This is a genomic window from Actinomycetospora chibensis, assembly GCF_028737215.1.
Taxonomy (GTDB): domain Bacteria; phylum Actinomycetota; class Actinomycetes; order Mycobacteriales; family Pseudonocardiaceae; genus Actinomycetospora; species Actinomycetospora chibensis.
This window is the reverse complement of record NZ_JAQZAM010000010.1, coordinates 224,244-237,801: the sequence shown is the minus strand read 5'-3', so window position 1 is coordinate 237,801 and position 13,558 is coordinate 224,244. Positions and strand designations below refer to the sequence as shown.

General features: G+C 74.7%; 11 protein-coding genes. 8 read left to right on the top strand and 3 right to left on the bottom strand.

The features are described from left to right. Position 1: 1 nt before the first annotated feature. The 4 genes from PH189_RS17350 (at position 2) to PH189_RS17335 (ending at position 4,713) form a co-directional block, all read left to right on the top strand. Positions 2–1,723, top strand: a complete 1,722-nt coding sequence (locus PH189_RS17350) for a propanediol/glycerol family dehydratase large subunit (protein ID WP_274190055.1) — start codon at positions 2–4, stop codon at positions 1,721–1,723. After that, entirely contained in the window at positions 1,720–2,304 is a 585-nt protein-coding gene (locus PH189_RS17345) for a propanediol/glycerol family dehydratase medium subunit (RefSeq protein WP_274190054.1), read from the top strand. The genes PH189_RS17350 and PH189_RS17345 overlap by 4 nt, the downstream gene beginning before the upstream one ends. Before the next feature lie 103 nt (positions 2,305–2,407). Continuing rightward, entirely contained in the window at positions 2,408–4,270 is a 1,863-nt protein-coding gene (locus PH189_RS17340; protein WP_274190053.1) for a diol dehydratase reactivase subunit alpha, read from the top strand. A 26-nt stretch (positions 4,271–4,296) separates the two neighbouring features. Next, a complete protein-coding gene (locus PH189_RS17335) occupies positions 4,297–4,713 on the top strand; it encodes a glycerol dehydratase reactivase beta/small subunit family protein (RefSeq protein WP_274190052.1) in 417 nt (138 codons plus the stop codon). On the opposite strand, the gene PH189_RS17330 is transcribed toward PH189_RS17335, so the two are convergent. Then, entirely contained in the window at positions 4,686–5,675 is a 990-nt protein-coding gene (locus PH189_RS17330; RefSeq protein ID WP_274190051.1) for a patatin-like phospholipase family protein, read from the bottom strand. The genes PH189_RS17335 and PH189_RS17330 overlap by 28 nt on opposite strands. 81 nt (positions 5,676–5,756) lie before the next feature. Continuing rightward, positions 5,757–7,445 carry a metallophosphoesterase gene (locus PH189_RS17325; RefSeq protein WP_274190050.1) on the bottom strand — a complete coding sequence of 563 codons (1,689 nt, stop codon included), beginning with the start codon at positions 7,443–7,445 and terminating at the stop codon, positions 5,757–5,759. 131 nt (positions 7,446–7,576) lie between these two features. Between PH189_RS17325 and PH189_RS17320 the strand changes: the two genes are divergently transcribed. The 4 genes from PH189_RS17320 (at position 7,577) to PH189_RS17305 (ending at position 13,161) form a co-directional block, all read left to right on the top strand. Then, positions 7,577–9,268, top strand: a complete 1,692-nt coding sequence (locus tag PH189_RS17320; protein WP_274190049.1) for a CocE/NonD family hydrolase — start codon at positions 7,577–7,579, stop codon at positions 9,266–9,268. Between the two features lie 153 nt (positions 9,269–9,421). Beyond that, positions 9,422–10,444, top strand: coding sequence for an alpha/beta fold hydrolase (locus PH189_RS17315; protein WP_274190048.1), 1,023 nt, complete (start codon positions 9,422–9,424; stop codon positions 10,442–10,444). A gap of 342 nt (positions 10,445–10,786) precedes the next feature. Next, positions 10,787–11,578, top strand: coding sequence for a SigB/SigF/SigG family RNA polymerase sigma factor (locus tag PH189_RS17310; RefSeq protein WP_274190047.1), 792 nt, complete (start codon positions 10,787–10,789; stop codon positions 11,576–11,578). A 29-nt stretch (positions 11,579–11,607) separates the two neighbouring features. Further along, on the top strand, positions 11,608–13,161 hold the full coding sequence (locus PH189_RS17305; protein WP_274190046.1) for an FAD-dependent oxidoreductase: 1,554 nt from the start codon (positions 11,608–11,610) through the stop codon (positions 13,159–13,161). A gap of 76 nt (positions 13,162–13,237) precedes the next feature. On the opposite strand, the gene PH189_RS17300 is transcribed toward PH189_RS17305, so the two are convergent. Continuing rightward, positions 13,238–13,453 carry a hypothetical protein gene (locus PH189_RS17300; RefSeq protein WP_274190045.1) on the bottom strand — a complete coding sequence of 72 codons (216 nt, stop codon included), beginning with the start codon at positions 13,451–13,453 and terminating at the stop codon, positions 13,238–13,240. Positions 13,454–13,558 lie beyond the last annotated feature (105 nt).

Here is a 13,558-nt window from a genome sequence, read left to right as displayed (position 1 = left end):
GATGACCGCCGTCGCACCCCGCGCCGAGGGAACGGGCGCGTCCCTGACCACGTCCAAGCGCACCGACGTCCTGGAGAACCGACCCGTCAACCTGGACGGGTTCGTCGAGGAGTGGCCCGAGAAGGGCCTCGTCGCGATGGAGTCGGACTTCGACCCGCAGCCGTCCGTGCGCGTCGAGGACGGCCGGATCGTCGAGCTCGACGGCCGCACCCGCGACCAGTTCGACTTCATGGACACGTTCATCGCCGACCACGCGATCGACGTGGACACCTGCGAGTCCGCCATGGCGACCGAGTCGGTGGAGATCGCACGGATGCTCGTCGACCCGCGCACCTCGCGCGCCGACGTCGTCGCCGTCGGCCGGAGCCTGACCCCGGCGAAGATCCTCGACGTCGTCAAGCTGATGAACGTCGTCGAGATCATGATGGGCATCCAGAAGACCCGCTCTCGGCGCACCCCCGCCAACCAGGCGCACTCGACGAGCGCCAAGGACAACCCGATCCAGGTGGCGGCCGACGCCGCCGAGGGCGCCGTCCGCGGGTTCGCCGAGCTGGAGACCACCCTCGGCGTCGTGCGCTACGCCCCCCTCGTGGCGATCGGTCTGCAGGTCGGCGGCCAGGTCGGGCGCGGCGGCGTGCTCACCCAGTGCGCGCTCGAGGAGGCCACCGAGCTCGACCTCGGCATGCGCGGCATCACCGCCTACGCCGAGACGATCTCGATCTACGGCACCGAGTCGGTGTTCGTCGACGGCGACGACACGCCCTGGTCGAAGGCGTTCCTCGCCTCCGCCTACGCCTCGCGCGGCATCAAGATGCGCTTCACGTCGGGCACCGGCTCCGAGGTGCAGATGGGCAACGCCGAGGGCCGTTCCATGCTGTACCTGGAGATCCGCTGCATCCTCATGGCCAAGGGCGCCGGGGTGCAGGGCCTGCAGAACGGCTCGATCTCGTGCATCGGCGTGCCCGGAGCGGTGCCGGGCGGCATCCGCGCGGTCGCGGCGGAGAACCTCGTCGCCAGCTGGATGGACCTGGAGTGCGCCTCCGGCAACGACCAGTCGTTCTCCCACTCGGCGATGCGCCGCACCAGCCGGCTGCTGCCGCAGATGCTGCCGGGCACCGACTTCGTGTGCTCCGGGTACTCCGCGGTGCCGAACAAGGACAACATGTTCGCGGGGTCGAACCTCGACACCGACGACTACGACGACTGGAACACCATCCAGCGCGACATGCAGGTCGACGGCGGCCTGCGCCACGTCCGGGAGGACGTGATCCTGCAGGTGCGCAACAAGGCCGCGCGCGCCATGCAGGCGCTGTTCGTTGAGCTCGACCTCCCGCCGATCACCGACGAGGAGGTCGAGGCGGCGACCTACGCCAACTCGAGCGACGACTACCCCGACCGCGACGTGCTCGCCGACCTCGAGGGCGCCCGGAGCGTCATGGAGCGGGGCATCACCGGCATCGACCTGGTGCGGTTCCTGGAGCGCGCCGGGTTCGGCGACGTCGCCGAGAACTACCTGCAGGTCCTGCGCCAGCGTGTCTCGGGCGACCTCCTGCAGACCGCCGCCGTCCTGACCGGCGACTTCACCCCGCTGGCGGCGATCAACGACGCCAACGACTACGCCGGCCCCGGCACCGGTTACCGCCTGACCGGCGAGCGGTGGGAAGAGCTCAAGAAGCTCCGCCACGTCACCTCCGCCGAGAACCCCGAGGAGGAGGTCGTATGACCGCAGCACCCGTCGACTCCGTCCGGACGCTCGCGCTCAACGAGGTCGGGCCCGCCGAGAAGGGCACCCGGCCCGAGGAGGTCGTCATCGCGCTGTCCCCGGCCTTCGGGGACCCGTTCACGAAGACGATCGTGGACGTGCCGCACGCCGAGGTGATCCGCCAGCTGCTGGCGGGCATCGAGGAGCGCGGCGGCGTGGCGCGGGTGATCAAGGTCTACAAGACCGCGGACCTCGCCGCGATCGCGCACCACGGGGCCAAGCTGTCGGGCTCGGGGATCGCGGTGGGCGTGCTGTCCCGGGGCACCACGGTGCTCCACCAGCGCGATCTGGCGCGGCTGTCGAACCTGGAGCTCTTCCCGCAGGCGCCGTTGCTCGACGCCGAGGTCTTCCGCATGATCGGGGCGAACGCCGCGCAGTACGCGCAGGGGCAGTCGCCCAAGCCGGTGCCGACCCGTAACGACCAGATGGCCCGCCCGCGCTGGCAGGCCAAGGCGGCGCTGCTGCACCTCAAGGAGTTCGAGTGCATCGACCACTCCCGCGAGGCGGTGGAGGTCGAACCGGTCATCACGAAGGTGGACTAGGGCGTCCCGGTGGAGCGAGGGTCACGTTCGCTGCGTCCCACGCAGCGGGGGTGACCCTCGCTCCACGTCGGTAGGGCGTCACGGGGAGCGAGAAGGGACAGGCGTGTCGCTGGTCATCGGCGTCGACATCGGCAACTCCACGACCGAGGCCTGTATCGCCGACGTCGGGGACGGGACGGTCGGGAGGCTGGCGTCCTCGCTGACCCGGACGACGGGGGTGAAGGGCACCCCGGACAACACCACCGGTGCCGTCACCGCCGTCCGGCGGGCCCTCGAGGCCGCCGGGCGGCCGGCGGGTGAGCTCGCCACCGTCCTGCTCAACGAGGCCACGCCGGTGATCAGCGGCCTCGCGATGGAGACGATCACCGAGACGATCATCACCGAGTCGACGATGATCGGGCACAACCCGGACACCCCGGGCGGTGACGGTCTCGGGGTCGGCACGACGGTGGCCCTCGACGACCTCGCCGGCGTCGAGGAGGAGGTCCCGGTCGTCGTCGTGGTGGGGGCCGGCGCGGACTTCGACGACGTCGCGCACCTGCTCAACAGGGCCGTCGAGCAGGGCGTCGACGTGGTGGCCGCGGTGCTGCACGGCGACGACGCGGTGCTCGTGGTCAACCGCCTGACGCGGCGGATCCCGGTGGTCGACGAGGTGTCCGCGGTCGACCGGGTGCCGCTGGGGATGCTCGCCGCGGTCGAGGTGGCCGCGCCCGGGCGCACCATCCGCACCCTGTCGGACTCCTACGGGCTCGCCTCGACGTTCGACCTCGACGCCGAGCAGACCCGCCAGGTGTCCCCGGTGGCGCGGGCGCTCTCGGGCAACCGCTCCGCGGTCGTCGTCCGGACCCCGTCCGGCGACGTCACCGACCGGCGCATCCCCGTCGGCACCCTCACCCTCTCCGGCGCCGGACGCTCGCTCGACGTCGGCGTCGACGAGGGCGCGGACGCGATCATGGAGGCGATCGGGCGGGTCGCGCCGCTCGACGACGTGCACGGCGAGGCCGGCACGCACGTCGGCGGCATGCTCGCGAAGGTCCGCGACACGATGACCGACGTGACCGGGCAGCCGGCGTCGGAGATCCGCATCCGCGACGTCCTCGCCGTCGACACCCTCGTGCCGGCCGTGGTGCGCGGCGGGCTCGCGGGCGAGGTCTCGCGGGAGAACGCGGTGGCGCTCGCCGCGATGGTGCGCACCAGCCGCAGCCGCATGCAGGCGGTGGCCGACGCGCTGTCCGACGAGCTGGGCTGCGAGGCGATCATCGGCGGGGTCGAGGGCGAGGTCGCCGTGCGCGGCGCGCTGACCACGCCGGGTACGTCGGTGCCGATCGCGATCATCGACATGGGCGGCGGCTCCACCGACGCCGCGCTGCTCGACCGGGACGGGACCGTGTCGGCGGTGCACGTCGCCGGGGCCGGGGAGCTCGTCACCAAGCTCATCGACTCGGAGCTGGGCCTCGAGGACCGGGACGCCGCGGAGTCGGTGAAGCGCCACCCGCTGGCGAAGGTCGAGAGCTTCTTCCACGTCCGCCACGAGGACGGCACGGTGCAGTTCTTCTCCGAGCCGCTGCCGCCGCACGTCTTCGCGAAGGTCGTCACCGTGACCCCCGAGGGCCTCGCGGCGGTGCCCGTGCGCGGCCCGCTCGAGGAGGTCCGCCGCGTGCGCCGCGAGGCCAAGCGCCGGGTGTTCGTCGTTAACGCGCTGCGGGCGCTCGCGCAGGTCGCCCCGCAGGGGTCGCTGCGCCTGCTCGGCTCGGTGGTGCTGCTGGGCGGGTCGGCGCTGGACTTCGAGATCCCGGGCATGGTCGCCGACGCGCTCGCGCCGTACGGCGTCGTGTGCGGCATCGGCAACGTCCACGGCACCGAGGGCCCGCGCAACGCGGTGGCCGCGGGCCTGGTGGACGCGCACGCCGGCACCGTCGCCGGCCCGGCGCCCGAGAAGCTGCAGCGTCAGGCGGCCGCCTCGTGAGCGGGGCGACGAGTCCCCTGTCCGGGGTGTCCGTCCTGGGTGGGCCCGGCTGCCACGGCCGCATCGACCGCGCCGATGACCCCGCGCTCCCGCCCGCGGTGCTGGTCTCCGTGCACGACGACGCCCCGCCCGCCGTGGTGCGCGAGGTGTGCGCGGGCGCCGAGGAGCAGGGCATCCCCACGGCGATCCTGGCGCCGGTCGGGACGGAGGGCGACGCCCTCGCCCGTCACGCGGCGGGCGAGTCGCGGCTCGAGGTGGGCGTGGGCCTCGGGCCCGACGGCGCGGTGGTCGTCCGCCACGCCCTGGTCGCCGGGGCCGTGCTCCGGCTGGCCGGCGACGCCCCGCCGGGCCGGGTGCGGCTGGCGGGGGCCGACGCGGCGCGGATCGTCGCGGGGCTGCCGCTGCGGACCGCCGCTCAGGCGCTGGAGAGCTCCGCGTCCTGAGCGTCCCGGCCGTCGTCGTCGAGCTCGAGGGCGATGCGCAGGGCGTCCTGCCCGGTCTCGATGCCCCTCCGCAGGACGTCCGGGTCGGTCTCGAGCGGGTTGATGGTGTCCGCGCCGGACGGTGGACGGACCTCGAACAGGTGCGGCGCCTCGTCGGTGGGCGACGCCGTCGCGTGGGCGAGGCGGGAGTCGTCGGCCCGGCGGTTCTCGAGACGGTTCCCCATCACGTGCACGAGCCCCGGCACGTTGACCTCGCCGAGCCGCGAGACCAGCGCCTTCTCCAGACGGGTCGCGTCGACGGCGGTCTGGTCGGCGCGGCGGGTGCGCAGGACGAGCACGTGCGTGGCGCCCTGGGCGAGCGCGGTACGGAACGGGATCGGCTCGGCGACGGCGGCGTCGACGTAGCGCCGGCCGTCGATCTCGACGGGCAGCCCCGCGAGTAGCGGCACCGCAGCGCTCGCGCGCAGGGCGAGCTGCAGGGAGGCCTTGTCGACGATCGTGTCGGCAAGGTCGACGGCCTCGCCGGTCTCCACGTCGGTGGCCACCGGGTGCAGCGGGACCTCGGCGTCGAGCACGGCCTGCCAGTCGACCGGGATCACCTTCTCGCCGACGGTGTGCACGAGGTACTCGACGTCGACGACGGGCTTGCCGCGCAGGCCGCGCCCGGGGTTGGTGACGCGCTCCATGAGCCCCGGCCGGTACCAGCCGGCGCAGCAGACCGCGGCCTGCGCGCCCACGAGCCAGCTGCCGGCCAGCGCGCCCGCGGAGGCGCCGTAGACGGCGTCGAAGCAGGTCGCGAGCCCGAGCTCCTCGAGCGCGAGCACCATCCCGCTCGAGTAGGTCGCCCGGCTGCCCCCGCCCTCGACGGCGAGCGCCACGTGGTGGCCGTCGGTCCGGTCGCTCGGGCAGGAACCCTCGGCGCGCCGGGAGGCCAGGACGTCGAGAACCGGGTGGGGACGCACGGCGGCATCATGCCCGCTTCACCCGGGCTCCACCGAACGGGCTACGTGAGCACTTTCCGTCCCGATGAGGTCGGAAAGTGCTCACGTACGGCGGGACAGCACCACGCGGTCGATCTCGGTGCCGGTGTCGGTGGTCGCGCGGACGGTCAGGGTCGTCTCCCCGCCGCCGGCCGGGGCCGGGACGACGTCGACGGTGACGTAGGCGTAGTCGAGGTAGCGGGCCTGCGACCAGTCGACCTCGTCGGGCTGCTTCGCGTCCTCGCCGAGCGCCAGGTAGCTGGCGACGGTGACGCCGCTGTCCGGCCCCGGGTTGCCGCGGTAGCGGTCGGTCACGCCGTCGAGCCAGCTGTAGCGGGGTCGCCCGCCGGAGCCGACGCACACGTAGGTCGTGCCGTCGGTCTCCGGACGCACGGTGGCGCCGTCGGGGGCCTGGACGACCGAGCGCCCGCGCCGGATCGGGTTCGTGCGCTCGTACTGGTGGTTGTGGCCCTGCAGGACGAGGTCGACCGAGAACTCGTCGAACAGCGGCGCCACCGCGGCGCGTACCCCGGCGTCGGAGGCGTGCGCCTTCGACGTCGCGAAGGCGCAGTGGTGGAAGAACGCGACGATCCAGTCGACGCCCGCGTCGGCGCGCAGTGCGGTCAGCGTCCGGCGCAGCCACGCCGTCTGCGCGCCGCCGGAGTAGCCCGCGTTGGTGGGGATCTCGGTCGAGAGGTCGTTGGCGTCCAGGCTGATGACCCCGACGGTGCCGTGGCGGAACGTGTAGACCGATGGGCACCCCGACGGGCCGGTGCGGGGCAGGTCGAGGCGCGCCGCGTGCCCGCCGTAGCCATGGCTCGCGCCGCCGGCCCGGTTGTCGTCGTAGAGCGCCTCCATGTCGTGGTTGCCGGTGGCGAACATCCACGGCGTGGACGCGGCGCTGCGCTCGATGAGCCCGAAGTACGTCGTCCAGACCGTCGGGTCGAAGCTCTCGAAGCCGCTGCCGCCACGGCGTTCCGGGAGCCCCTCGCCCGAGGGGTCGGCGTAGCAGATGTCTCCCGCGAGCAGGTGGAACGCCGGGCGCTGCCGCGCGATGCGGTCGACCATCGAGGTCGACGGCGTCATCGTCCGCCGGGTGTCGTCCGACTCGTAGTCGTTCGTGTACCCCTCCTGCCCGCTCGGCGGCACGGTGTCGACGCCCTGGTCGGCGAACGCGGTGAAGCTCCACGGCGCCGTCGCGCCCCGCCCGGGCGCGGTGACGAAGTCGGCCTCCGGGGTCGTCGTGCCGTCGGGGAGGCGGAACCGGTAGCGGTAGCGCTCGCCCGGTGCGAGGCCGTCGGCGAGGGCGTGGACGAAGAACTGCTCGCTGCCGCGGATCGCGTCGCCGTCCTGCGGCACCCGGGACACCAGCCGGCGCACGTCCACCGGCAACGTGGTGCCGAAGCTGCCGTCGCGTCCCAGGTCGACCACCACGGGGCCGGGCGGCGGCGCGGTCAGCTCGCCGGCGAACGCCATCTGGCGCTGCGGGTCGGCACCGTAGGCCAGGTGCCGGCCGACGACGGCGACCGGCGCCTGCGCGGCGGTGGCGCACGCGGCGAGCGTCCAGGGCGCCGCGGCCAGGCCCGTCGCCGCGAGCACGCCGGCGCAGCCGCGCAGTGCGCTGCGACGGCTCACCGGGTGACGGCGCAGGAAGGAGGACAGCCAGTCGTGCTGCTCGGCCACGGTCATGCGGTCGGCCAGCTCGGCGGGGACACCGACGTCCGGTGCCTGGCCGCGGGGAGTCCGGGTCACGGGAGGCAGAGTCGTCCCCGCGGGCGCGCGGGACCACACCGGGTCGTGGACGCGGGGTGGACGACCGTCACCGCCCCGGGCGGATCGGCGCCGCCGGGCGGGGCCTCGCGCCGATCGGCGAGACTGCGCGCGTGAGCCTCGCGACCGCCGTCCTGCGCCGGGCCATGCGCCTGCCCGCGCCCCGCACCTCCCGGGTCACGGTGGATCGCGACGTCGCGGTCCCGATGACCGACGGCGCCGTCCTGCGCCACGACCACCACCGCCCGGCCGGCGTCTCCCGCGGACCCGTGGTGCTGGTGCGCAGCCCCTACGGCCGGGCCGGGTGGATCGGCGTCGTCTTCGGGCGCCTCGTCGCCGAGCGCGGCCTGCAGGTGGTCGTGCAGTCGGTGCGCGGCACCGCGGACTCCGACGGCGTGCTCTCGCCGTTCGACGAGTCCTCCGACGGCGGCGAGACGGTCCGCTGGGTGCTCGACCAGCCGTGGTGCGACGGACGGCTGGCCACCCTCGGCCCCAGCTATCTCGGGCTCACCCAGTGGGCGCTCGCACCCGCCGCCGGGCGGTCCCTGCGTGCGATGGGCACGCTGGTCACCGCGTCGTCGTTCCGGGACCAGACCTACGCCGGCGGATCGTTCTCCCTGGACAACGCGCTGTCCTGGAGTGCGATGATGCGGTCGATGGCGGCCGGGCCGTTCGCGCGGTCCACCCGGTTGCTGCGCGGGCGGAAGACCCTCGTCGACGCCCTCGACGTGCTGCCGCTGCGCGAGGCCGACCGGCGCGCCACCGGCGCCCAGGTCGACTTCTTCCAGGACTGGCTGCGCGAGTCCGACCCCGGCTCGGCGTACTGGGCCCGCCGCGGCTACACCGCCGGCCTCGCCGAGGTGGCCCGCGCCGACGTCGACGTGACGATGACCGGCGGCTTCCAGGACATCTTCCTGCCCTGGCAGCTCGCCGACCACGCCGCGCTGCGGGCCGCGGGCGCCCGCCCGCGCCTCGTCCTCGGCCCCTGGGTGCACACCTCGGCACCCGGCATCGCCGCCGGCCTGCGCGAGTCGCTGGCCGCGTTCGAGCGCGTCTTCGACGGCACCCACGGCAGCGGCGGGGTCGCCGCGGCCACCACCGAGGACGCCCCGGTCTCGGTGACGCTCTCCGGCGACGGGGGCGTCCGGCGTCTCGTCGACTGGCCGCCGCCCGACGCGGTCCACCGGACCTGGTTCCTGCGCGCCGACCACTCGCTGTCGGTGCAGCCGCCGCCCGACCGCACCGCGGGCGCCGTGCACTGGCCCGGCACCCGCATCGACTACGACCCGGCCGTCCCCACGCCCGCGGTCGGCGGCCCGATCCTCACCGGGAGGTCGGGGCCCCGCGACCAGACCGCGCTCGAGGCCCGCACCGACGTCGCCGTGTTCAGCTCCGACCCGCTCGGCGAGGACGTCGTCGCCCTCGGGCCGGTGTCGGCGACGGTGTTCCTGCGCGCCGAGGTCGAGCACCTCGACGTGTTCGTCCGGGTGTGCGACGTCGACCCCCGCGGGCGCTCGGTGAACGTCACCGACGGCCTCGTCCGCCTCGCCCCCGGCGACCCGGCGACCGGCGCCGACGGCAGCCGCCAGGTGGCCGTGGAGCTGTGGGACACCGGCCACCGGTTCGCCGCCGGGCACCGCCTGCGTGTGCAGGTCTCGGGCGGCGCCCACCCCCGGTTCTCCCGCCACCCCGGGACGGGCGACCCGCTCGGCGAGGCCACGACGCTCGTGCGCCAGCCCCGCGAGGTGCTGCACGACGCCGCCCACCCCACGGCCGTGACGCTGGCGGTCGAGCCGCGCCACTGAGCGGGTCGAGCGGCACCGTCCCTGCTCCGAGGGGGTGAGACGCGATCGGTGCTGCCGACCGCGTCACACCGTCCGTCGGTCCCCGGGTGCTGCTGGTCGACGTCACCGCTCCCGGGGCGTGCGGGACCGGGGTGCGCTGCTGATCCTGGGGACATGGCCGTCCTGCCCTCCGAGCGGGCCGGCGCGGTGGCCGTCGACCCCGGGGGAGGGGTCACGGAGATCGCCCCGGCCCGGACAGCACCGTCCCCCTCCTCCGGCCCTTCAGCGCTCCCCACCACCCGTCCGCCGCGCCCGGTCCACGGCGTGCGCACCACCGACGGCGTCGGACTGCACGTCGAGATCCACGGCCACCACGGCCCGGTGGTGGTGCTCAGTCACGGCTTCACCGTCGACTCCGACGAGTGGTCGCCCCAGATCGAGGCCCTGACCCATCGCGCGCGGGTCGTGACCTGGGACCAGCGCGGCCACGGACGCTCCGGGTGGGGCGATCCCGCGAACGCGACCATCGACCAGCTGGGACGCGACCTCGCCGCCGTCGTCGACGCCGTCGCCCCGTGCGGGCGGGTGGTGCTCGGCGGGCACTCCATGGGCGGCATGAGCGTGCTCGCGCTCGCCCGCCAGCACCCGGAGTGGTTCGGCACCCGCGTCGCCGGGGTCTTGCTCGTCGCGACGTCCGCCGGCGACCTCATCTCCGACGGGCCGCTCGGCGCCCTGCACGCGGTCGCCCGCCGCGCCGGGGTGCTGCCCGCGGTGCTCCAGGGGGCCCGGCTGGCCGCGCCGGTCGCCGACCAGCTGCCGTGGCGCGACTCCGCCCTCGGCCGCTGGCTGGTGCGCCGCATGGCGTTCACCGCCGACGCCTCCGACGACGACGTGCGTCGGCTTCAGGCGGCCACCGAGAGCCTGCCGCTGACGGTGAGCTCGGCGTTCTCGTCGTCGCTGCTGGCCCACGACGAGACCGGCTCGCTGCCGGTCCTGGCGTCGGTGCCGACCACCGTGGTGACCGCCACCGACGACCGACTCACCCCGGCCACCCACGGCCGGCGCATCGCCGAGGCCCTCGGACCACGGGCCCGCCTGGTGCTGGTCGACGGCGCCGGGCACGCGGTGAACTGGACGCACCACGACGTGGTCGACGCCGCACTGCTCGATCTGGTGGACCGGCTGCGGCACGCCTGAGCGGGCCTCGCACACCCGGTGCGACGCCGCCGCGGCGCGACCGGTTCCCGCCCGCAGCTCGCCATGTCGATCTCTCGGCAGTGCCACCGGAGCGGGAGCACCGACCGCACCCGGGGAGATCGAACCGGAGAGCCCCTGCCGACCTCCCCGCGGATCGGCCGGCCCCCTCGGACGCGCGGACGTGCCCAGGCCGATGTGTGACCTCGTGGACTACGGGGCACTGACACCTCACGAAGGCATTCTCCGGTTCAGACAGACAGCCGGGTCAGCTCACGTGCCACGAGCGCCCCGTCTGACTGATCTGCCGATCAGCACGCCGGGGCCCCGTCGAGGGGTGACCACATGGCTGGACGGACGACCGACTACGACGAGTACGTCCCGCTGCTCTCCGAGTACGCGGACCTGCCCGAGGACGACCCGCGCCGCGAGCGGGTGCGCGAGAAGCTGGTCCACGGGTTCCTGCCGGTGGCGCGCAACATCGCCCGGCGTTTCGCCCGGCGCGGTGAGCCCACCGACGACCTCGAGCAGGTCGCCTCGCTGGGCCTCCTGCACGCCATCGAGCGCTTCGACCCGGGCCGCGAGCGCGACTTCCTCTCCTACGCCGTCCCGACGATCATGGGTGAGGTCCGGCGGCACTTCCGCGACTCGGCCTGGTCGGTGCGCACGCCGCGCAGCGTCAAGGACCGCTATGTCGCCGTGGGCTCGGCGACCGCGTCGATGTCGCAGCGTCTGGGACGGGCCCCGACGGCCGTGGAGCTGGCCGAGCACCTCAACATGACCCGGGACGAGGTCGCCGAGGCGATCTCCGCGCACGGCTCGTACCAGCCGGCGTCGCTCGACGAGTCCCTCGGCTCCGGTGACGACTCGGCCCTCGTCGACATCCTCGGGGTCGTCGACGGTGAGCTCGACCGCGTGGAGATCCGGGCGCTGGTCGGGTCCCTGGTCCGCGACCTACCCGAGCGCGAGCGCACGATGCTCGCCCTGCGGTTCGTGCACGAGAAGACGCAGGCCGAGATCGCCGCGGTGCTGTGCATCTCGCAGATGCACGTCTCCCGGCTGCTCTCCCGCACCCTCGCCGCGCTGCGCGACCAGATCGAGCGCGAGACCACCGCGGAGCAGCTGGTCGCCGTTTGACGTCCCGGGCGGCCGGACACCTCCGTCCCATGGCCACCACGCCCCTGCCCACCCGCGAGCTCTCCGCGTGGCACGACCCGGAGCACGCCGAGGAGCCCGACACCTACCCGGTCCTGCGCGGCGACCGCCGGGTCGACGTGGCGGTCGTGGGCGCCGGGATCACGGGCCTGACCACGGCGGTCCTGCTCGCCCGCGAGGGGCTGCAGGTCGCGGTGCTGGAGGCCCGCCGGATCGGCGCGGTCGCGTCCGGCAACACCACCGCAAAGATCTCGGTGCTGCAGGGCACGCGCGCCGCGACGCTCGACCACCGGCACTCCCCGGAGACCGTCGACGCCTATCTCGCGGCGCACCGGGCGGGCTTCGACTGGCTGCTCGACCGCGCCCGGCGCGCGGACTGCGACCTCGAGCGCCGCGCCGCCGTGACGTTCGCGACCTCCGGGCGCTCGTCCGCCGCCGCGGAGACGGTCCGGCGCGAGGCCGCGGTGCTGCGCCGCGCCGGCTTCCCCGCGCAGCTCGGCACCGAGGTCGGCCTGCCCTTCGAGGTCTCGGAGGCCGTGACGCTCGCCGATCAGGCGCAGTTCGACCCGATGCCCTACCTCGCCGACCTCGCCCAGGAGCTGCACGAGAGCGGCCATCTCGTGTACGAGCACACGCGGGTCCGCAGCGTCTCGCTCCTCGGCGCGCCGCGGTTGCGCACCGAGCACGGTGACGTCCGCGCCGAGCGTGTCGTCCTCGCCACCGGCGTCCCGATCCTCGACCGCGGCCTCTACTTCGCCCGCGTCGAGCCCAGCCGGTCCTACGCCCAGGCCGTGCGCGTCGACGGGCCGCTGCCCCCGGCGATGTACCTGTCGGCCGACGAGCCGGGGGTGTCGCTGCGCACCGCGGTGATCGAGGGGGAGGAGCGGCTGCTCACCGGCGGCTTCGGCCACCGGGTCGGCGCGAGCACGCCGACGTCCTCGCACGAGCGGGAGCTCGCCGACTGGGCCACGCAACGGTTCCCGGTCCGGGAGATCACCCACCGCTGGTCGGCCCAGGACTACCTGCCCGAGGACGGCCTGCCGTTCGTGGGTCCGATGCCGTGGCAGTCACGGGTCCTGGTCGCGACGGGGTTCGCGAAGTGGGGCATGACCGGCGGCACCGCGGCCGGTCTGGCGCTGCGCGACCACGTCGTGGGGCGCGCCAACCCCTGGTCCGGAGCGTTGCGGGCCGACCGCGCACCGGTCGCGTCTGCCCTGCCCGCCCTGGCGAAGGCGAACGGGCAGGTGGGGCGCTACATGGCCACCGGCTGGGCTCGCCCGCACCTGCCGTCGGACACCCCGCTGGCCGAGGGGGAGGGGCGCATCGAGACCACCACCCGCGGCAAGGTCGCCCGCTGCCGCGTCGCGGGGGTGGAGCACGAGCTCGGCGCCGTGTGCCCCCACCTCGGCGGCATCGTGGCGTGGAACGACGCCGCGCAGAGCTGGGACTGCCCGCTGCACGGCTCCCGCTTCGCCCCCGACGGCAGCATCCTCGAGGGCCCCGTCACCGCCCCCATGGCCGACGCGCCCGGCCTCGCCCGCGTCGTGATGCCGCGCGCGACCTGACCGCACCGGGTGCCAGCCCTGCGTCCACGCTGCCCCTATCGGCGTGCTCCCCTCACCGCAGGGAAATCCGCGTCGATCATGAACCTCGGGCGCGGCGCGGCGGGCGGGGCAGGCGCTGCTCGCGGGGCAGGTGCGTCTCGGGGGCCTGGCGGCGTCGGACCGGCGGGCGGACGTCGTCGTCGGGCACGTCGGCCGTCGCCTCGGGCGCCGCGGGCTCACCGCCGGCGTCGGCAGGCGGCTCCTCGGCGGCCGCGCCCGCGGTCCACCGGTGTCGTGCCAGCCAGCGACGCACGTCCGCACCTCCCGCTCCGTGTCCACTGTGGTGGTGGACCGCGTCGGACGCTACGGAGAAACACCTTCGAGGGGAGTGGGGCCAGGTCCCCGTCCGCCTGGGGCA

Bases quoted from the DNA above. Each gene is read 5' to 3' on its own strand.
- PH189_RS17350 (WP_274190055.1), top strand. From the start codon at position 2: ATGACCGCCGTCGCACCCCGCGCCGAGGGAACGGGCGCGTCCCTGACC.
- PH189_RS17345 (WP_274190054.1), top strand. From the start codon at position 1,720: ATGACCGCAGCACCCGTCGACTCCGTCCGGACGCTCGCGCTCAACGAG.
- PH189_RS17315 (WP_274190048.1), top strand. From the start codon at position 9,422: ATGGCCGTCCTGCCCTCCGAGCGGGCCGGCGCGGTGGCCGTCGACCCC.
- PH189_RS17310 (WP_274190047.1), top strand. From the start codon at position 10,787: ATGGCTGGACGGACGACCGACTACGACGAGTACGTCCCGCTGCTCTCC.
- PH189_RS17305 (WP_274190046.1), top strand. From the start codon at position 11,608: ATGGCCACCACGCCCCTGCCCACCCGCGAGCTCTCCGCGTGGCACGAC.